Annotated in this window: 17 protein-coding genes and 1 tRNA gene; 5 read left to right on the top strand and 13 right to left on the bottom strand. The window is 38.1% G+C overall.

Features of this window, described 5'->3' with window-relative positions; all coding sequences use genetic code 11:
- Nucleotides 1–26: 26 nt before the first annotated feature.
- Nucleotides 27–758, bottom strand: coding sequence for a hypothetical protein (locus tag ASG14_RS04720; protein WP_056869847.1), 732 nt, complete (start codon nucleotides 756–758; stop codon nucleotides 27–29).
- 383 nt (nucleotides 759–1,141) lie between these two features.
- Between ASG14_RS04720 and ASG14_RS20190 the strand changes: the two genes are divergently transcribed.
- Nucleotides 1,142–1,468 carry a hypothetical protein gene (locus ASG14_RS20190; protein ID WP_157274831.1) on the top strand — a complete coding sequence of 109 codons (327 nt, stop codon included), beginning with the start codon at nucleotides 1,142–1,144 and terminating at the stop codon, nucleotides 1,466–1,468.
- Nucleotides 1,469–2,281: 813 nt separating this feature from the next.
- Here ASG14_RS20190 and ASG14_RS04710 read toward each other — a convergent pair.
- The 7 genes from ASG14_RS04710 to ASG14_RS04680 all read right to left on the bottom strand — a co-directional run bounded on the left by ASG14_RS04710 (nucleotide 2,282) and on the right by ASG14_RS04680 (nucleotide 10,262).
- Nucleotides 2,282–3,400, bottom strand: a complete 1,119-nt coding sequence (locus tag ASG14_RS04710; protein WP_056869845.1) for an IS110 family transposase — start codon at nucleotides 3,398–3,400, stop codon at nucleotides 2,282–2,284.
- 233 nt (nucleotides 3,401–3,633) lie between these two features.
- Entirely contained in the window at nucleotides 3,634–4,071 is a 438-nt protein-coding gene (locus tag ASG14_RS04705; protein WP_157274830.1) for a hypothetical protein, read from the bottom strand.
- Nucleotides 4,071–5,072, bottom strand: coding sequence for a hypothetical protein (locus ASG14_RS04700; RefSeq protein WP_162238703.1), 1,002 nt, complete (start codon nucleotides 5,070–5,072; stop codon nucleotides 4,071–4,073). Before ASG14_RS04700 ends, ASG14_RS04705 begins: the two co-directional genes overlap by 1 nt.
- 328 nt (nucleotides 5,073–5,400) lie before the next feature.
- The gene (locus ASG14_RS04695) at nucleotides 5,401–5,916 is read right to left on the bottom strand and encodes a hypothetical protein (protein WP_056869842.1); all 516 of its coding nucleotides are present in this window, start codon (nucleotides 5,914–5,916) and stop codon (nucleotides 5,401–5,403) included.
- 796 nt (nucleotides 5,917–6,712) lie between these two features.
- Complete coding sequence (locus ASG14_RS04690; protein WP_056869841.1) at nucleotides 6,713–8,551, bottom strand: hypothetical protein; 1,839 nt, start codon at nucleotides 8,549–8,551, stop codon at nucleotides 6,713–6,715.
- A gap of 209 nt (nucleotides 8,552–8,760) precedes the next feature.
- Complete coding sequence (locus ASG14_RS04685) at nucleotides 8,761–9,267, bottom strand: hypothetical protein (protein WP_157274829.1); 507 nt, start codon at nucleotides 9,265–9,267, stop codon at nucleotides 8,761–8,763.
- Between the two features lie 122 nt (nucleotides 9,268–9,389).
- A complete protein-coding gene (locus ASG14_RS04680; RefSeq protein WP_056869839.1) occupies nucleotides 9,390–10,262 on the bottom strand; it encodes a hypothetical protein in 873 nt (290 codons plus the stop codon).
- Nucleotides 10,263–10,369: 107 nt separating this feature from the next.
- Here ASG14_RS04680 and ASG14_RS04675 point away from each other — a divergent pair, with 107 nt between their 5' ends.
- Complete coding sequence (locus tag ASG14_RS04675) at nucleotides 10,370–10,693, top strand: hypothetical protein (protein WP_056869838.1); 324 nt, start codon at nucleotides 10,370–10,372, stop codon at nucleotides 10,691–10,693.
- A 159-nt stretch (nucleotides 10,694–10,852) separates the two neighbouring features.
- Here ASG14_RS04675 and ASG14_RS04670 read toward each other — a convergent pair.
- Nucleotides 10,853–10,929, bottom strand: a tRNA-Ala gene (locus ASG14_RS04670).
- 139 nt (nucleotides 10,930–11,068) lie between these two features.
- Between ASG14_RS04670 and ASG14_RS20185 the strand changes: the two genes are divergently transcribed.
- Nucleotides 11,069–11,215: a hypothetical protein gene (locus tag ASG14_RS20185; protein ID WP_157274828.1), complete on the top strand. Its 147-nt coding sequence runs from the start codon at nucleotides 11,069–11,071 to the stop codon at nucleotides 11,213–11,215.
- Between the two features lies 1 nt (nucleotide 11,216).
- On the opposite strand, the gene ASG14_RS04665 is transcribed toward ASG14_RS20185, so the two are convergent.
- Nucleotides 11,217–11,864, bottom strand: a complete 648-nt coding sequence (locus ASG14_RS04665; protein WP_056869837.1) for a chloramphenicol acetyltransferase — start codon at nucleotides 11,862–11,864, stop codon at nucleotides 11,217–11,219.
- Complete coding sequence (locus tag ASG14_RS04660) at nucleotides 11,864–12,556, bottom strand: HAD family hydrolase (protein WP_056869836.1); 693 nt, start codon at nucleotides 12,554–12,556, stop codon at nucleotides 11,864–11,866. The genes ASG14_RS04665 and ASG14_RS04660 overlap by 1 nt, the downstream gene beginning before the upstream one ends.
- A gap of 76 nt (nucleotides 12,557–12,632) precedes the next feature.
- Here ASG14_RS04660 and ASG14_RS04655 point away from each other — a divergent pair, with 76 nt between their 5' ends.
- A complete protein-coding gene (locus ASG14_RS04655) occupies nucleotides 12,633–13,253 on the top strand; it encodes a Crp/Fnr family transcriptional regulator (protein WP_056869835.1) in 621 nt (206 codons plus the stop codon).
- 66 nt (nucleotides 13,254–13,319) lie between these two features.
- On the opposite strand, the gene ASG14_RS04650 is transcribed toward ASG14_RS04655, so the two are convergent.
- Nucleotides 13,320–14,921 carry a RagB/SusD family nutrient uptake outer membrane protein gene (locus ASG14_RS04650; protein ID WP_157274827.1) on the bottom strand — a complete coding sequence of 534 codons (1,602 nt, stop codon included), beginning with the start codon at nucleotides 14,919–14,921 and terminating at the stop codon, nucleotides 13,320–13,322.
- 10 nt (nucleotides 14,922–14,931) lie between these two features.
- Nucleotides 14,932–17,979: a SusC/RagA family TonB-linked outer membrane protein gene (locus tag ASG14_RS04645; protein WP_056869833.1), complete on the bottom strand. Its 3,048-nt coding sequence runs from the start codon at nucleotides 17,977–17,979 to the stop codon at nucleotides 14,932–14,934.
- A 505-nt stretch (nucleotides 17,980–18,484) separates the two neighbouring features.
- Between ASG14_RS04645 and ASG14_RS04640 the strand changes: the two genes are divergently transcribed.
- Nucleotides 18,485–19,111 carry a carbonic anhydrase gene (locus tag ASG14_RS04640; RefSeq protein ID WP_056869832.1) on the top strand — a complete coding sequence of 209 codons (627 nt, stop codon included), beginning with the start codon at nucleotides 18,485–18,487 and terminating at the stop codon, nucleotides 19,109–19,111.
- Nucleotides 19,112–19,266 lie beyond the last annotated feature (155 nt).

Below are 19,266 nucleotides of genomic sequence, written 5' to 3'. Positions count from 1 at the left end.
ATATGGGTAAACAGGAACCAGAATTATTAGAGAAGATGAATGTGTTGGGTTATATCTCCAATTACATCGATCCCTCCATAAAGTAGTTTCTTTAAGGCTTCTTTCTTAGCCATATCGAATACATCATATAATAGTTTAAGTCCTGTTTTCTTGACCTTCGACATTAATTTAGCGAAACGTAGAATGAATTGACGTTTGGTCAGGTTTTGTATATCTGCTCTTAATTGCGCAGTTTCTTCAACTATCTGGTCATCTTCTTGTACCATTTCGTTAGATTTCAAGTCATGCTCCAAAAGTGTAAGCCAGTTGTATAGCAAAACTTGCTTGTCTGGTTCAAAGGCTTTATCATCCGCATCCTCATCTAGAATTTCCCAATCAGAATAGAATTCGGTCTCATATTGTTTCGTTATAACATCATCATCTGTAAATGAAAATGAGTCATACTCTTTCATTAATTCAATCCATTCTTTAAATCTTATGGTTAAATTCTTTATGTTAAGATCGTAACTGCTTATACCTTGATTAGTCTCATCCGTTGGGCATAGATGAAGTCTATAAATGATTTCATCACCAATGACTGTTGGTCCCATTACGTCAAAATAAAATTCATTTACTGATATTGACCTGTATGCTATCAATGCGCTAGGGTAATCGTAGATTTCAATTATTTGATTATTGGTTGTTAATAGAGCGTGCAATTCCTTCATTAGCACTTTGATTTCCTTTAATATGACTAATGGGAATGATGTTTTATCCATGGGTTAAATTATGCACGAATATAATGATTAAGTTCTATATCGCACGGCTCGCCGCCTGCGAGCTGAGAAAATGTGTAAGAATCAGCAGTTGTGAAACAACGGGATTCGATCTATTAAATATTTGGTAAGTTTGATACTCTAAATGCTCCATCATGTTCGCAAAAGCCACGCTATTTATAGGCCTAATATGCCTAACCATTCATTCTAATGCCCAGAACGCTAAAAGGAACTCAACATATATTGAGTTAGGCGGGAATGCTGTATTTTATTCTGTTAATTATGATAGAATAATTCCCTTGAACAATCAAATCAAGTTAGCTCCGAGAATCGGCATTATGTACTTACCGATTATTGATCGCAGAGCAAATAATACCTTTGGGAATGTGAATATACCCGTGGAACTTAATGTCCTTTGGGGTAGAGATGATAACGTGAAAAACTTTCCTGAGTTAGGCCTTGGGCTTAATTTGGTAAGCATCAAGGACGGTTACGTGCTTGGCCCTTCAGATCAAGTTCTAAAGTACACTTCGAAGTTTGCCAAGATTGCAATTATTAGGGCTGGTTTCAGACACCAGAAACCTCGAGGTGGTTTTATGTATCGTGTGGGCCTATTAATCCCAATTGTACAAGATGATTATTCTAAGCAAAGAGTGGGAGATGATGTGTTCTATAGAATATATGGCGGCATTAGTTTAGGATGGTCGTTCTAGTCTATTGCCTATGAAAAGTAGTTTGTCAATTGCGTACCGACATGCGTATTGAGCGATGGTCGTTGCAGTAAAGTCCGCAGGACGATGCAACGTTATGTTTTATGATAGTAAAACACGATGCTTGGCGACATTGTTGAATTGTAAATTCATGTGCTTTAAATCATCAACAATGATGACAAGCTGAAGCCTGAGCGACCACGCAGGTACGCTGAACTGAGAAAGCAATTAGATTTATCCAGGATGCAGCGGAGTGAATTTATGATCGTAGCCAATCCTAGATAAATATAAGAGAGCTTTCATGAGGCGACTGCTTTGCCAAAATTAAAACCATGACATCAAGCGGAGCGACTGGCGTGTGTTTTAAGTGGCATTAACCTCGCCGAATACCGATCTTCCTAATCGAGTTTGCAATGCCCCAACCGACTCACCACTGACTAAAAGTAACCGCAGAAACTTAAAAGAAAGCTAACTGTTGCTGAACCACTAATCTAAAGACTAAACCAATCCCATTCCCGCTGTAAGCAGCAAAGTTGGGGTGGGATTGGTTGTAGGATGTAATGACTTTTAATATATTTGGAAAATCTAATTTAACTCACTATGGCATTATTTGCATTGATCCCTATACTCTATATATTGGCGGTAATAGGATTTATATATTTATTCTTTACAATATTGGCAGGCATACGAAAGTCCAATGAAGAAAGAAATGATATTTTAAGAGACATACATGAAGAGCTTAAGCGTCGAAACCAAGTTTAAAGACAAACCATTCCTTTCTCCACTTAAGCCACCGTTTTGGAGAGAGGAATGGATTTAGGATGAAAACACTCTCTTCGTGTTGAAACAAAACACATGTTTCATCTGAAGCACATCCACATTCAGTAAAGAGAACTGTGAAATAATTCTCTTAGGTGTCGGAATGTACTCCGCCTGATACATTCTATTCCCGTTAACGCAAGCAAATATCCTTAGCAACAATTTGAATCGGATTGCATTCAATACCAACATCCCATTCTTCCCTTCTCCAACAGTTTTTCGATCATAATATGTCCGAAATTCCCCCTTTGTCTTTATCGAGCCGAGTGCGCAGATGTGAATCAAAGCTTTCATTTTCTTATCTGCCATACTCGATGTTCTTGTTCTTTTGTTAACTGTGGTTCCAGATTTATGAGGATATGGAGCAACTCCGCAGAAGGCGGCAAACTTACGGGGGTCATTTATATCTATAAGCTCATTTGTTTTGATTAAAATCTGTAATGCTGTAGTCTTCCCCACATATGGTACCGACATCATCTGTTTCATTTTAACGCTGAGGTATTCGTCCCCAGACCAGATTAATTTAATAGAATTATCTATGTCAGCTATATTCAGGTTTAGCGCAAGAAGGCTTGCCTGACAGTGGTGACGGGTTTGTTCAATGATCTCTTTAGTTGCAAACTTTGACATTTCCTTAAGAGGCATATCAAGGATGTTTTTAGTTGCGATAAGTCTTTCTCTTAGCGAGGCAAGACTAGCGAGCTGATTCAGTATCTGTCGCTTCGGTTCCCAGAATTTTAAACCTTCTCGGCATTTATACAAGTATTCTGCAATCCTCCCGGCATCTATTTTATCTGTCTTGCCTCGGAGATTCCCTAAAGAGTTACGTATCATATTGGCATTCTCATGCACAATTTTCGCTTTCTTTTTATGAAGTGCATGGAGAAGCGCATTGCAATAAAGCCCACTATGTTCCATTCCAAACACCGCATTGGATAATTTGAACCCTGCAATCTGTTTCAAATCCAAAATAAGGGATTCTATTTCACTGTCCTTATTTAAAACCTGCTTATGATGTAATACAGTCTTTCCTTGGGTAATGACATAATCAAAGAATGATTTAGAAACGTCGATCCCGATGTAAAACTTAAACTTCCTTGTTAATTCTGTTCCCATGTTATTTAAGTTACAACACCTCTGTTGCGGTCGAGTTTTAAAGCGCCCTATAGGTCATTAACCTTGCGGTATTATAAATCAACTCGACCTCCTTCATTTGCATTACTTAGATTCCGACTTTAAACTTCTGATAGGTCTTGAGCCTCAGTTTCCTTTTGAGTCTTACTAAGTCAGGATCTTGAAGCAATCCATCTGAAGTATAGAGGTGTCAACAATGTTACGCCTTTAATCGATCAACTCATAATGGTGACAATAAAATCTATTTGCTTCTTCTCGCTTTTACTGATAACAATATAGCCTTGTCTGCCGGCTAAATGATTCCAAGATTCTGCTGAACTTCTCCAATCAACAAAGACTAAATCGTCAAGATTGTAGCGTTTCACTTCTGGAGGTGATTTTGTTTCATAGTCGTAGTTCCAAACCTGATAGTGGTTGTAGGCATCTAAGGGTAAATTTATTTCGCTGGGGTCGGCTAAAGTAGCTTTCAATACTGCATCCCAAGGTGCGATGGTATTCGTTTGGTCTAAATCGTCACGTAAACCCCAATTGTTAAGCGGGGATAAAGGGGCATTTGCTTTCACCGATTGTTTCTTTTGAAGTCTTTGGCTATATAAAGATAAGCTGAATATAATTAAAACCGTAGTTAATATTATAAAAACGTAAATCATCATCAAATTAGTTTCACGGTACACATTTCATAGCTTCCGATGGCGTATTTGATTGTCGTAATTCCTGCATCAATGCAAGTTTCAATCAAGCCTCTATGAAGACTTTGGCAATCTGTAAAGAATTGCGCTATCATACGTTCCTTCCATTCTTTTGCCAATCTAAACTCATTATAGGAGTAGTTCCCAGGGAATCTTTGCACTCCACCTTCAAAGTAAGGTTTCGCATTCAGAATGTGATGGTATCTGTCTGAATTCTTCAATAATTCAAATTCCCCAAATGTTATCGTTAAATTCTGGTCGTAATGTTTGCATTTTATATCTATACCGCTGGCTTGATATAATGACTTTATACTGTCTCCAATAGAATCACGTACTTCAGCAATCCCGTTAAATACATTACTCAGTGTTATTCCAATAGACATCTTATTTCCTTGAGGCTGCTGAATCGCAATCTTGAGCTGTCCAATACCAATATGGTTGTAACTCCTTGTTCCTCCCTTAGGTACTGAAAGCAGTGTCGGTATTTTACGTGGCGCATATTGACGATGTACTTCTTCTGGTCCTTCATAAAGTGGTTCAAACTTTTCCTTCAATTCAAGCTTTGGGACTGGCGTTGGATGCATCTTGGTAATAAACACATTGGCGTTAAAATCGATACATTCGTATTCACTGTTCTCGCGCAAGGTTTTTATCCATGTAACATAGATATAATTATCATAGGGGAAAACAATATTAAATCTCTCAATTATGTGTTGTCCAGCTTCTTGTTCAAACTGGAAACTAATGTCGGTGTTCAATTTGTAAGCGTTGCTTAGGGTATTTCCATGTTTGTTGGTTGAAATCAGCTTTTGGCTGTACTTATTAAGGAAATCATTCCTAGAGCCACTTACTGCAAAGTTATTTGTTCTCTTAATAAAATCATTGATAACATCTGTATATGGTTTAACCATACTGTAATTTAAGAAGCCGAAGCTAGAAAAGGGTTTAAGAATGTCCTCCGTCATGGGGATTGAGAGTTTGATTCGATAGTCCTCTCGATGGTTAAGAATGCATAAAGCGCAGGACTGAGCTATGTCTGCGTCTAAGAGGTTCGGCAAAAAACCCGACAACAACAAACAAGTCAGCACCTACGCTTTATGCGTAGGCGTGAACTCATCTGCTCTTGTTGTCTTTGTAATTTTGCCGATTCCTTAGACAAGAACTGATAGCTTACGCTAAATATCTATATGTTAATTAATTTTAAATTGCTTTGTTTATCTATAAAATATTGGGATTGATGCAGTCGTAAAGATAATAAGCAAATTTAAATAAAGCGCATTTCTGCGCTCTATTTTATGATTCAAGTTTGTCGACTGTTGCTATGCTCACGTAGTTCGACTCTCCTTCTGCTATACGACGATAAAAGAAGTTATGATGCTGATCAGCCTCTTTAAAGTTAATTCTAAGTGCATATTCAATACCAATGGTATTATCGTTAGAATGGGTAATTTCATACGCCTTTCTAAGAAATTGGTTTGTTAGACCATTACCGAAACGTTCTAAAGCTTCACCCCCGAGATCTACAAAAATATATGACTTGCCTTCCTTGCTGTTAGATAAGGTAATGTTCCAGAAGTAATTTAGGTGTTCTGAAATCATGTTGCTTTTGTACTCATTCTTTAAATGGTCAACGGTTGCATACGTCCTGTATTTGACCAAATCGAATTTACGTAGTTGTTCAACTGCTGCATCAACGATTAAGTTGTATGCCTTCTGTACCTGGGTGTTTACTAATAATTGCTGTTCGTTAATTACAACGAATTGTGTTTGCGGGTGTGCCGTCTTTTGCGTTCTTGCTGTCGCTTTCATCTTGTAAGAGTTTTAAATGTGAAACTTGGTGTAAATAGAAAAAGCATCCCGACTGAGGTGCTTATGTGTTCCTTTAAGAATTAATCAATACTGAGCTGGGTTTTTTGAGCCTTACCTTTACCAGAGTTACTCCCTGTCATTAACTGCTTTCATTAAGGAATCGTGTTCCGAATAACGTTATGGCATATAGAACATCTGTCGTATCAGTCACTCAGTATTGATTTGATTAATTGTGGTTTCTTTAAAAGGAAACTGGTGTATGATGGATAAAACATTGATTTTAAGGCCGCTGCTTTAGGAATTTTCGATTTAATACTAGGTGTTATCGGATCGATAATAATTCATTAAACCCATTTAAAAGGTCTTCTAAAACGAATTCTGTCGTTGGGATTACTATGTCTAGAATTGAAATTTATCGAATTTGACAAGTTCAATTTCCCTGTCACGGGTATTGATTGAGAGTGCTTTCTCGTTTGATTCACGCAGGATGTTTTACAGGTTGAAGCGGGAAATCCCTTTAACTTCATCTCAAACCGAAGCGGGGGGATGAAGTGTTAATACCTACAATGCTCGGTTAACAAATAGCAAATAACAATGCCTGTGGAAAAATATAAAAATAAAATTTTAATTCAGAAGGTAAACTAAACTTTAAGCTTGATCTCTCGTAATCCTTAAAACGAATTCACCTTACTGCATATTATTCCAATATTGCCTTCCTATTCTAAGAATTCGGCAATTTTCTGCAGAACCTCTATAGAGCGCAAAGCAAGCAATTTATTAGAAAGTAGAATCGCGATTATTTCTCTTCAATACGCCAAACATACTTCTTGTCCACTTTAGTGCGTTTAACTTCTTTAAATATGGTCTGCAATTGCGAAGCTGACGCTTTCTTTGGAGTTTCGATTGCCCCCTTCGTCTTCATCACACCGAACTTAACATATAAATTTTGTAATGTGTCGGAAGCTCGTGATGTCGAAACATTTGCATTTCGGTGTGTTTTAAAGTATTCTTCGGCAACATATTGCATAGCCTCATTATTGCGAGATTTTCTAAATAAGTCACGCATTTGATTTATGTTGAAATTATAACGTTTCATCACATCGCTCCCTAGTTCATTATAATATTCGATAATATATCCTAAATCTCTAGGAAGGAAGTCTTGCATTGAGGAATAATTCTCGACATTCTCTGAATTATTATGAAGTTCGTCCAAATATTCAACCATTAATTTGACTTTGTGACTTTCCTTCATTCTGAGGGGGATTTCGGGAATCTTTGGTACGTAATTTTTAGATATAGTTACTTTATAATGTGACTTCTCCCACGCCTGTCTGATATAATCTAAGTGGTTATATTCCTGGTTGCAATAGTTACCGTTAATAATACGGTCAACTTTAAAGTGGCTCAATGTCACTTCTTTAGTTGAAGTGACTTTATCACAATACTTTTCTACAGAGCGCTCAATGTCTTCATCAGCTGGAAAGTCATTATTTGTGCTGTTGTGAATGTGTGCATTATAGTGATTTATTACATCTTCCGCAGTTCTAAACGTACTTTCTTCTATATCTTCGAAATGAGTAAACACCTTTACCGCTCTGTCATTAGTAATATGGATTAAACGGTGTGATTTACTACGATTTCTTCCCAAAGCTTGAACGCATTTATTTGAAATGCCGGAACGTAATGTAAGTTGGTTTACGTCCGATATAACAATTAAAGTGGCATTTTTATCTTCTAAATCCCATCCCTCGAAGTACTTGGTTGTATAGAAATTATATTTGGAGAAAGAGTCTTGTTCTGGCTTTGCCTTAAAGTAGCCTCGGAGTTCATCCAACTCGTTCATGTTCTTGGTATCGTCCTTACAAAAGATGGCGCAGTCTTTAAGGTTAGCCATCCTTATAGCGTTCGCTATTCCCTTAACTGAATTAAGAAAGATATGAACTCTTGACGGAAAATGGTCTGGTGATGTCAATATCGTATGTAGGAGAGCTATTACGTAGGGAGTGGATTTGATTTCAATCGAGCCAATGAAATCATTAAATCTAATGGTGTAGCTGTCGAATGCTTGAATTCTCGCATCAGAGAATCTATAAGGTGTGGCACTTATCATTGATTTATATTTGAATTGAAAGAAGTATTCAAAGGCTAACAGCATGTTTTTTCGGTAGGCATCTGTAATTGTGCTGTGAGATTCATCAAATAATATGAACCATTGATTATGTAGCAGCTCAAGCGGATAACCGCTTTTAGCAATTTTTCCTAATGACTCGGGTGTACAGAATATCTTCTTGAAGGAAGTATCATCGGACATAAACTCCCTTAATTCAGCGAAATTAAAATCCTCTACTTTGCCCCTAACGACATAATGGTTCTCTAAAAGGTTGCCGGTAGAATCGAAACACTTGCTGTCTATAACTGCATTTGTAGGTATAACAATAATCGAATTGCGATCTGCTTTAATCTCCAAATATGTTCCTCCAATACCACATCTGCCTTTGTTAATTATACTATTTGAAGGTATTGCATCGAAGATTTTATCGAGTCGAACATCTGGCGCAATAGTAAAAGTATATTGACTGTTTAAATCAGTTACAATCGTTTCATCTGGTTCAACTATGTACTTTCCGTGTATCATCTTTAGTGTATTCAGCTTGCTTAATTGGTTTGCTTAATACAAAGATTCATGTTGTTACCACCTCAAATCGATTAGTTTAGTACACTCATTTAAAACACAATTATATCACTGTAAATCAGTGCGCTATGTGATACAAGCATTAGGTCTAAAACGTAAAAGAGGAGATAATCTCACCGACTATCTCCTTAAACCGTAATTGAAGATGAAAACTAAAATAGCTTATCTTCGTCGAAGTCATCTTCAGTAATGTCATCATCTGCTGAGGCGTTTTCTTCCACCTTAAATTCCTTAGCAAGATTTCTTTCTAATTCGTCGAAGTGCATGTCGTCAGCAAGGATTGAAGCTTCAAAGTTTTTAGCTTCAATCTCATCTAAAAGGAAATCCGTTTCTATCATGCCTAATTCATCAACTGAATTTGAGTATTCTTCCGATTCAATAACATCCCACACCACCTTGTAAATTAGCTTAAATGGGTCGATTTGGTTGGTTACTTGTAAATCGTGTATATGTATAATATACCTTGTTAAAAGATCAATAGGGATTTCTTTAGGCCCAATAGAGCTTTGATTAAAGAGAGGCTGTAGTCGCACTCTTGTAATTTGAGATTCGAATCTTTGTGCTTTTTCTCCTTTATAGAATACGTCAGCGATTGCGTAATTGTTGTTACCATGCCTCTCGATGTTAACATTTAGGACTTGATAGAAGCCTATTCTCATTCTTATTGGTGTCATTATTGATTATTTTGCTAATATCCCTTTCATTAGGAACAATACAAAAGTCATCCAATTCAGAAACCTAAGTTGAGTACTAGCAACTGTTAAATTAATACAGATTTATATCATTGTAAATCAGGTGATTGAATGCTTTTTATTAACATTGTATCCTGATGTGTTGAATTGGAAATGATTGAGCGCATATAATTAATCTTTTCGATATCCATTTCATGAGGCAAGTTGATTAAACCATGTAACTTACAGGTTTCATATATTACTCTCGCTTGGTCATTTGTCAGGTTTGCGGTGGGATGTGTTAGCGGTGAATGTTTCTTCAAATAGTTTCTTAGGCTTACGCATACTGTGTAAAGCAATTGGCTTCTGAATGCCTTTTCAGTTATGTCGATTAGCTGCAAATTGATTTGTTGTAATAGTGAAATGGTCGGGGTTGTGACATCACGCAACTGGTCAGCCAGTTCTATTGGCAACGATGAATAGTTGTGCTTAATGGAATTGAATAAAACATCTATGGCACCACTCAAGGCACCGCTAATTATTAATGGATTTTGAATCTTGGTAAAGTAGTCGAAATCTCTTCCTTTTAATACATGACTGATTTCTAGATTAAGATTCTTCGTGTTTTCTTTTAAATTCATTAGGTTAATAAGCAACGAAATATCAGCCCTTAATACCTTATGGAACATTGAATCTGCAAGTACGAAGTTTCCTTCCCATTCAATAATATTAGAAGTTATATATGATAAGTGACCAATGTGCAATCGTCCACACAAACCATCAATAACATTGCAATATCCTGTAAAGATTTCTTCAGCATGTACAAGATCCATAGCTGGAATAATCACATCAAACTCGAAATTAGTATCAATGGGTTGATTTTCTGACGTTCTCGACTCATATATGTGTTTAGCTGTAAAATGATATTCACTTAAGACTTTATAGCTGATTTCACCTCCTCCATTAACTAATACTTGTTGCATGATGCCAATACACTTTATGTTCGCTTTAAAGATATAAGGATTAGGCTAAATGTTCAAGCCATAGTATTTGATTCTGCTTTGTTATATTTGTAATCTAAATTATATTGATGGACAATTATCATAGACAAAGCCTGCTCAATCTTGCTTATGAAATGGGAATAACTATTAAATCAGATGATGATTTGATACAGTTCGAATATGAGCTTGTAATAAATGGCGATTTAGATGAGTCCTTACTTACAGATAATTCTGGGGAGATGACAAATATTGGTGCCGATCAACAAGCTCAGCAATTAAAACTTATACAAGACATTCATAAGGCGTTATTCAAAACTGCAACCGATAATAAATCGCTAAGTGAGGCGGAAATGGTTAAGGCTACAAAGGCGAGGTTGTTATTAAATACTGTAAAGGCCGCAAGAAGAAAATGACAAAAGCTTAAAAAGCCGCCTGAAGTACCATTTAGAAGCATTATATAAAGAAAATCTACACGGACATTTCACGGACTTTTATGTATATTTATACCATTATGCTAGAAAAGAAAACCCCTTTAAACAACAAAAAGACCACCTTACAGGTAGCCTTTAATGTGGTGGAGAATATCGGATTCGAACCGATCACCTCTTCACTGCCAGCGAAGCGCTCTAGCCAAATGAGCTAATCCCCCTTATGCAGCAAAAATAGCAATAAGTTTTTCTAAACCAAATGATATTTAATCTTTAAATCTAAAAGCGAAAAGAACAATCAGGCAGTAAATCGAAATTGCCGAGAGTAATGGATAAATTATAAAGAAAAAAAGCAAAAATGTGGCACCCAAAATCAACACAAAAAATGGTATTGCTTTCTATAAAGAATACATAAAACACATTGCAATAAGCGCCAAAATGTTAATAGAAACTAAAACCACTGCAGAAAACATTGCTGCCAAAATAATCGACAGGCATTACACTTAACTTATGCAGCAGTTAAATCAATAATTCTGTTGTTAAGTAAATCTTGATAAACATCAACAAACTGTGCAACATGAAATCCATCCATCAAAGCATGATTGGCATGTATGGAAACCGGCATTATCTTATTTCCATCTAAATCTTTAACCTTTCCAAAAGATATTTTCGGACAACTATCTTTATAAGCGTAATTGCGGGCGTGAGACATTGATGTAAAACTTAACCAAGGTAGCGCAGAATAGTGGATTACATTTTCTCCTGAGAAAGCGGGTATTAAGCCCGTGGTGTTCTTTACCCGTTCCATTTCCTGTTGGGCAGCTGCGTAGAAATCATGAAAGCTGTCTTTGTAATCAAAATAGCCAAAACCAAAAGTTCCATTCGGCCTGTTTACTGTTGCTGCCGCATGTATGTAATCGTATTGCCAAACTTCGCCATTGATAATTCTATATTTAAAATTTTCAATCTGGTTTGCCGCAACCAGCGATTTGTACAAGTAAAGCAAAAAGAATGATGTTTGATTTACTTTCGCTTCTTCGTAAGTTGCCGTGCAGTTTACATCCACCGTTACGCCAAAAAAAGGCTCATCGAAAGCATTGAAAAAGTTAAAGTGATCTTTCCGCAGCCAGGTATTTATATCTATTTTTTCTTTCATTAAATTAATTTTGTTAAAACTTCTGCAAGGCTATCCATCTGATAAAAATTAGGATGATTGATGGTATGGTCGATGTGCTCATGCACCCATGTTGTATGATATGGTATATGAACGGCATGCCCGCCGATAGCGAGCACCGGCAAAACATCAGACTTTAGTGAATTGCCCAACATCAAAAATTCTTCAGGTTTACAATCCAGGTGCTTTAAAAGCTTTCGATAATCTTGCTCTTGCTTATCGCTCATAATTTCAATATGATGAAAATAATGGTCGAGGCCGGATTTCGTGAGCTTTCTTTGTTGATCCAGTAGATCGCCCTTGGTAGCCACAACCAACCGAAACTTTCCGTTTAGCGCTTTCAAAACATCTTCAACACCATCTAATAGCTCAACTGGTTTGCTCAACATCTCCTGCCCAAGTTCAAGTACTTTTTTAAGCACTTCAGGGTTTGCTTTTCCGTTAGTAATTTTCAAAACAGTTTCTATCATGCTAAGCATAAAACCTTTAATGCCATAACCATAAAGCGGCAAATTGGCAACCTCTGTTTTATACAATTCTGAAACGATGCTGTGACGTGGCAAAAAATCTTCCAATAAACCGGCGAATTGGTCTTCCGCTTCACGAAAGTAGGGTTCGTTTGCCCAAAGTGTATCGTCGGCATCGAAAGCAATTACACTAATTTTATTATTCATTGTTATGCTTACTTTAGTGCTGCAAAAGTAAATCAACCTTCATCAATAAGAAAGGACATTTGTCTCGACAGAAATTATGTTACGAACAAACCTTAAATTTTTATCCTTTATAGAGGATTTTCACCTTGCAAATGCCGAAGGAAAAAACATCACCTTAAAATATTTTCCTCCAGGATTTAGGTTTATCGAACAGGGTGAAACGATTAGAAATATTTACGTTATTAAAGATGGGTTAACTAAATGCTTCATTTCTGAAGAGAACGGAAAAAACTTTATCATCGAATTTTTGGGCAAAGGAGAAGTTGTGGGCGAGCTCGAAGCCATTAAAAAAATAGATTGCCTTTGCAATGTTGAAGCCATAAATGCAGTTGCGGCTTATGCTATTCCGGATCATTTCTTTTTAAAACTGGTTGAAGAGAATATCGAGTTCAGTAAACTGTTACTTCAGGAACTTTCAACGCGGATTATCCAAACCAGTTCACGAGCGTCATTCCAGCAATTATACACCTTAGAATATGGGTTAATGAAACTTTTAAAGTTTCAAACGGAAGAAAACATTTCTGTGTCTAAGGAAGACATGGCTGCCTATTTAGGTATTTCGGTACGGAGTTTTAACAGAACTTTAAAACAAATGAAGGCGAAAGGTACTTTTAGCGGTGATGAAAATTTTAATAAACTTTTAGCAAAACTGAGCTGATTTAAATCATAAAAAAATGTCTGGCAATGAAACTGCCAGACATTTCTTTGAATTCATCGAATGATTTTAATTTTTTACCGGTGCCGCACCTGGTGCCGGAGCATTGAAATCAAGCTCATTAAGTGGAATATCGAAGTAATCCATAAAATTGTAATCGATAAAGCAGCTTCTTATTTGTGAGGCGGTAGTACCAAGTGTAGAGCCTTGAATAAGTACATTTGCCGCCGCACGGCCGCCACCTGAAGCTGCAGATTGTGTTACGCCCCACCGTCTGGCATCATAAAATGCGGTTCCACGCTGAAATAAGGCAACCCTGCGTTCGCGTTTTAAAATTGCTATGGCGGCAGCTTGTGTTAATCCTGTGCCAGCAGTTGCCGCAACTTTTGCGCCCTGGTAAGCACGAACCTGATCAATAATTGCCAGACCAGTTTCTACAGCGCCGGTTCTGATGTTCGCCTCGGCAATGTCTAAACGCGTTTCCTCATAGGTTGCACCAACCTCCATAAAGCCTTGATTATCACTAGTTGCAAATTTACCTCCCGATTCAATCGGTACAGCGCCATATCGGGTTCCGAAGTTAAAACCCCTGTCGTTGCGTAAGTTTGGCGAAGTAAGCAAATAAAAATTGGCCGCCAACCGGGCATCATTTGCATCAAATTCCTGCACCAACCGTTCACTTACAAATGTAAACTGAGCGCCCAGGCCTAATAAAGAAAATGGATGATAAAACGCACCGGATAAATCATTTGTGCCGTTAGGATCCATACCGATTCGAAAATTATTGTCTGTTGCCTGCATGCCCGCATTCGCAAGGGTAGAAACTGCCGACCAGTCTGCGGTAGTCATGGTTGCAACTTTCTTGTTAGCCATTAAATTACGGGCTTTGTAGCTGCTTATTTGCCTTTTCCACATGTCGGGCGTTATCCTCGAAGAACGTGCAGCGAAATCAGGCGTTACAGCATCGATTGTAGCATTGTAAGCATCTATATTCGCCGCAGCAACGGTATTAAGTTGCGCAACACATTTATCAAAGTTGCTTGTCGCCTCAGTAATTATCGCATCACGGGTTATAAAATTTCCGTTTGTTGTACCATCAGCATTGTTATTAATTACGCCGGAAATGTACATCGAACCGATGTGTGAGTAGGCATACGCTTTCCACCAATAAGCCCAGGCACGCAATGTTGCCTTCTTTGTGGCCGCGTCGCCTGTAAATTTAGTTTCGGGTTTATCAATTGATGCAAGTAAAAGATTACAACTCGCGTTCAATAAATTCATCGACTCCCATTCGTATTTAAATACGTTTAATTCGCCCGCCGTTCTGCTATTTGTACTTTGTAACTGCAGCTTTTGCTCCGGGCCGATTGGGTTTTTTAAAACCGTACCATTTGGCAAAGTTACGGAGGTAACCTGCTCAGCCCATCTCCAGCCCCAATTGCCATAAGGTGAGTAAAGTTCATCGCCCATAAAGCTGTGTAAAGACCAGGCAATAACGAAATTGGCGCCAAGGCCTTTAACGTATAAGCCTTTCGAAAATGCTAATATTCCGTCTTCAACTGTAAGCGATGCATCGGGCGTTGGCGAGTTTGGGTTAATCAGTTCGAGGTCTGTTTTCTGGCAACTGCTCATAAAAGCAGCCAAAATAAATATGCTAATAATTTTTTTCATGATTTCAGGTTTAAAAGCCAATGTTAACACCAAATTGATAAGATTTTAAGTTCGGAAAACCAAAGTTGTCTACGCCCCTGTCTAAAGTGCCAGTGCTGCTCGATTCCGGATCCAATCCGCTGTATTTGGTGATGGTTAAAATATTTCTGGCCGAAGCGGTTACTGAAACCGTTTTAGCCCATTTGATATTTAAAGCATTACGAAGGTTGTATGATAAGGACAAATCTCTCAGGCGCAGGAACGAACCGCTTTCTGCAAACCAGCTAATTGGATTTGTTGAGTTGTACAAACTTCCGTAATAGGCGGTAAACGCACCGGTCTGACCGTTAACAGTAACTTCCTTATCAAAATCTGCAGCCAGCTGATCTCTATATAACCATTGGCGAGTTAAATTGTAAACCTTGTTTCCGTAATTCCAATCGAACTGAAACGAGAGACTTAAATTTTGATAAATGTTGAAACTGTTTATAAACGACATGGTAAACTTCGGTGTTGGGTCGCCCATATTTTTCTTATCATCGCTACCTGTAACGAGAACTTGCTTTGTCGTTTTATTGGTTACAAACCCATTAACCAACTCATAATCTCCAACATTTGCCGCAGCAATATAACGTGAACCATCAGGTTTTAACTGATCTACTGATGATAGCGGAACCTGCCCATAAAAGATACCGAAGCGTTCGCCCGCTTTTAAGGCAAAGTTGCCTGAAACCACATCCTGGCCATTTGCAATTTTATCCACAATGGTTTGAGAATGTGCGAAGCGAATGCCGAAATTCCAGGTTAGGTTCTTTTTTTGAAGCATGGTTGCGTCAGCACTAAATTCGTAGCCACTGGATTTTAGCGTCATTAAGTTATCGTTTATCGCAACATAGCCTGTTGATGGAGATAAATCGGCTGCCTGGATTACATCGCCACTTTCCCGCTTCCAATATGTAGCTGTAACCGCTATCCTACTCACCCAGGCTTTGTTGTTGTTTGCGAGCACAAAATCAGTCCCTGCTTCAAACTCTTTAGATGTCTGCACCCGTAAAAAAGGGTTACTGGCCGTACCCGGAAGTGTTAAATAACTGCCATCGCCTAAGGTCCCAGCATCTAAGGTTACCTGACGGGCATATCTTCCCGGTTGAATTCCGGCTTCTCCATAGGCTGCTCGGACTTTCCACTGTGGCAACCAGGATAATTTTAACAAATCTGAAGGGTTAAAATAAGCGGTTCCTCTTGGAAATGTAAAAGCCTTACCACCAGCACCAAATTCTGATGAATAATCGGACCTTACCCCAACGGATACTCCCGCCAAAGTTCCCCAATCGATGCTCTGATTAAACAAAAGGCCATAGCTTAAAAAAGCGTTTGAGTTGCCGGTTGCTGTCTTTGTTGTTGCAACGTTGATGTTGTACGGTGGATAAGAAGGCAAACCCACTCCTCTTCCGTTAAAATAGTTATAACCTTCTTTACGCACGTCATAAGAAACCTGCGTTGAGGTCGTAACCGGTAATTTCGAATTGAAATCTTTTACAAAGTCGGTTCTGAAAAATACCGAAGCAATTGAATTGAATTTGGTATTCCTGGTGTTGCTTTGCTCGTAAGAACCTTCCCGTGTTCCAAAATAAAGATCCTGTCCTGTTGATGTCTGGTTTTTATAATAATCGAGGTTATTTAAGGCATAGTAATCTAAACCAACTTTATAATCTAGCTCAACAAATTTCGGGAACTTGTAATTAAGGTTTAAACTTTGTACAAACCGGGTTGATTTATCTTTTCGTACGTGCCAGTCATTTTCGGCAAGTGAGTTACTTTGGTTTTCTTCTTTTGGCTGTACGATAAGATTTCCCAAGGCATCCCTAAACGTAAAATCGATAAACTGATAGGAGTTCAAAAGCGGAAAACGATTTCCTGAAATTAAGTTCTCATCTTCAATTATGGCTTGTGAGGTTGACCTTAAGGTAAAGTTTTTAAACAGCTCCACACCCAAATTGATACCGGCAGTATGCCTGGTAAGTTTGTTGTTCATTACGTTTTGCTGATCTAGTCTGGATACGTTAATCGAGTAATCAGACTTATCTCCACCGCCCGAAATACTCAGGTTATTATTGTAAGTTGAAGCCGTTCTGAATGCTTGTTTGAGGTGATCGTAAACAGGCTCCAGATACGGCTTATTATTTACCGTAGTTGCCCCCGATAAAAGTGCCGGCTCGGTGTATTTGCCGTCAGAACCGCGGGCAATTCTTACGCCGTTGTTGTCTAAAATATAGCCCTGACCATCGGTAACATAATGATGGTATTTAGCCAGGAGGTCGTCTCCCTGTATGATTTGATCGGAACTAAATTTTGAACTGAAATTAATTGTAGGCGCAGTTCCTCTTGTTCCTTTTTTGGTAAAAACCTGGATAACGCCATTTCCACCTTGCGCACCATAAAGCATGCCTGCGGCGGCACCTTTAACTACCTCTACACGTTCTACCAAACTTGGGTCGAGTCCGTTTAAGTCAGAAACTTCTACCCCATCAACCAAAATCATCGGGTATGTGCTACCCAACGTATTAATACCACGGAGAATAATTGAAGCCCCATCGCCTGGCTGCCCGGAACCTGTACGAATAACCGCACCGGCTATCTGGCCCTGGAGTGCTTGTTCTACCGAGCCGGTTACCACACTTTTCGCAAAGTTTTTTGATGATAAAGTTGCCACATCCACGCCGATTTTTCTTTTGTCTGTTGCAGTACCAACACCGGTTACTACCACGTCCGATAGTTGTTTGGAATCTACCGCCATAGACACTTTAAGGTCTGTACCACTAACAGAAACAATTTGAGTAGAATAGCCAAGAAAGCTGAAAGTTAATTCTGTTGCGCTGGCGGGCAGGGAAAGTTTAAAGGTTCCGCTGGCGCCGGTTGTGGTCATGGCTTTAATGCCTTTTGCAGAAACGGTAACGCCCGGAAGCGGCAATCCGTCATCTTTTCCCACTACGGTACCAGTGATTGTACGATCCTGTGCATAAATACCTTGGGCAAGGTAAAGCACCAGAAAAGAAATTAAGAGTAATTTTCTCTTCATAACAATAGGTTTAGTTGATTTTAGGTTTAATTATCACGAATTTATTACAAAACAGATATTAAAACGAACAAAAAACCGCTAATGGTAATATACTGCTACAATAAGTTAATTAACTATCGAGATTTTCTTATCGAAAATGGAAGAAATATATAAAATATCCACTATTTAATTACTTAAAAGTAATAATGACAAGCTCTAACAATAAAAACAAAACAATAAGTTGAATAAAACTCAACTATTTTAATATAAACGAGAAAATATACGGTAAAAACAGCAAAAAAAGCCTGATAAAGTGAACGACTTGATTAATATCAAACTATAATTAAAACCAATCAGTTCGCAGCTTGGTCATTAGCGAAGCTGGATTGTACCTCAATTTAAAGTGCAAAGCGTCTATTTTTTAAGAGAATTTTAACAGTTAGGAATTAATGGAAAACAGGAAATGTTTCTTTAGTTTTATCGCAGAATAAATCTTAAATTATTACAACCCTATAAAATTAGAAGAATGAAAGTAGAAGATGTATTTAAGAACAACGAAAAATGGATTTCGGATAAATTGTCGATCAATCCAGATTATTTCACAGAATTATCTAAAGGCCAGACACCGGAATTTTTATACATCGGCTGTTCTGATAGCCGCGTTACCGCAGAAGACCTGATGGGCATCCAGCCAGGCCAGGCTTTTGTGCATAGGAACGTGGCAAACCTTGTAAACAACGTTGATTTAAACGTTATGACGGTTTTAAACTATTCGGTTCGCCACCTGAAAGTGAATCATATCGTTGTTTGCGGTCACTACAATTGTGGCGGGGTTAAGGCGGCGATGCAACCTGCAGACATGGGGATTTTAAACCCCTGGCTGAGAAACATCAGAGATGTATACCGTATTTATAGAGATGAACTAAACGCAATAGAAGATGAAGGAAAACGGTACGACAGGCTCGTAGAACTTAATGTTCAGGAGCAATGCGTAAACTTATTAAAAACCGCAGCCGTTCAGGAAGCCATCACACAGCGTGGCTTAACAGTTCACGGATGGGTTTTCGACATTAGAACTGGGAAACTGGTAGATTTAAAAATTGATTTTGAGGCGATATTGAAAGACATTAGAGAAATTTACAACCTCTATTAGTTGCAATCAGTTAAATAATAGTAACCGATTTAGCTTTCAAAATCTATCGTGGCAACGATGTTACGCCTAATTTTTTTTTTAAAAGCAAATGCCGGAAGTTTGGTTAGACTACTATCTCAAACTTCCGGCATTTTATTTATTTGCAACCTAATAAT

The organism is Pedobacter sp. Leaf194 (assembly GCF_001423945.1).
Taxonomy (GTDB): domain Bacteria; phylum Bacteroidota; class Bacteroidia; order Sphingobacteriales; family Sphingobacteriaceae; genus Pedobacter.
The sequence above is the reverse complement of the archived record's forward strand: the minus strand, read 5'-3'. Positions and strand labels throughout refer to the sequence as shown.

Bases quoted from the DNA above. Each gene is read 5' to 3' on its own strand.
- ASG14_RS04720 (WP_056869847.1), bottom strand. From the start codon at position 758: ATGGATAAAACATCATTCCCATTAGTCATATTAAAGGAAATCAAAGTG.
- ASG14_RS04710 (WP_056869845.1), bottom strand. From the start codon at position 3,400: ATGGGAACAGAATTAACAAGGAAGTTTAAGTTTTACATCGGGATCGAC.
- ASG14_RS04705 (WP_157274830.1), bottom strand. From the start codon at position 4,071: ATGATGATTTACGTTTTTATAATATTAACTACGGTTTTAATTATATTC.
- ASG14_RS04700 (WP_162238703.1), bottom strand. From the start codon at position 5,072: ATGACGGAGGACATTCTTAAACCCTTTTCTAGCTTCGGCTTCTTAAAT.
- ASG14_RS04695 (WP_056869842.1), bottom strand. From the start codon at position 5,916: ATGAAAGCGACAGCAAGAACGCAAAAGACGGCACACCCGCAAACACAA.
- ASG14_RS04690 (WP_056869841.1), bottom strand. From the start codon at position 8,551: ATGATACACGGAAAGTACATAGTTGAACCAGATGAAACGATTGTAACT.
- ASG14_RS04685 (WP_157274829.1), bottom strand. From the start codon at position 9,267: ATGAGAATAGGCTTCTATCAAGTCCTAAATGTTAACATCGAGAGGCAT.
- ASG14_RS04680 (WP_056869839.1), bottom strand. From the start codon at position 10,262: ATGCAACAAGTATTAGTTAATGGAGGAGGTGAAATCAGCTATAAAGTC.
- ASG14_RS04675 (WP_056869838.1), top strand. From the start codon at position 10,370: ATGGACAATTATCATAGACAAAGCCTGCTCAATCTTGCTTATGAAATG.
- ASG14_RS04665 (WP_056869837.1), bottom strand. From the start codon at position 11,864: ATGAAAGAAAAAATAGATATAAATACCTGGCTGCGGAAAGATCACTTT.
- ASG14_RS04660 (WP_056869836.1), bottom strand. From the start codon at position 12,556: ATGAATAATAAAATTAGTGTAATTGCTTTCGATGCCGACGATACACTT.
- ASG14_RS04655 (WP_056869835.1), top strand. From the start codon at position 12,633: ATGTTACGAACAAACCTTAAATTTTTATCCTTTATAGAGGATTTTCAC.
- ASG14_RS04650 (WP_157274827.1), bottom strand. From the start codon at position 14,921: ATGAAAAAAATTATTAGCATATTTATTTTGGCTGCTTTTATGAGCAGT.
- ASG14_RS04645 (WP_056869833.1), bottom strand. From the start codon at position 17,979: ATGAAGAGAAAATTACTCTTAATTTCTTTTCTGGTGCTTTACCTTGCC.
- ASG14_RS04640 (WP_056869832.1), top strand. From the start codon at position 18,485: ATGAAAGTAGAAGATGTATTTAAGAACAACGAAAAATGGATTTCGGAT.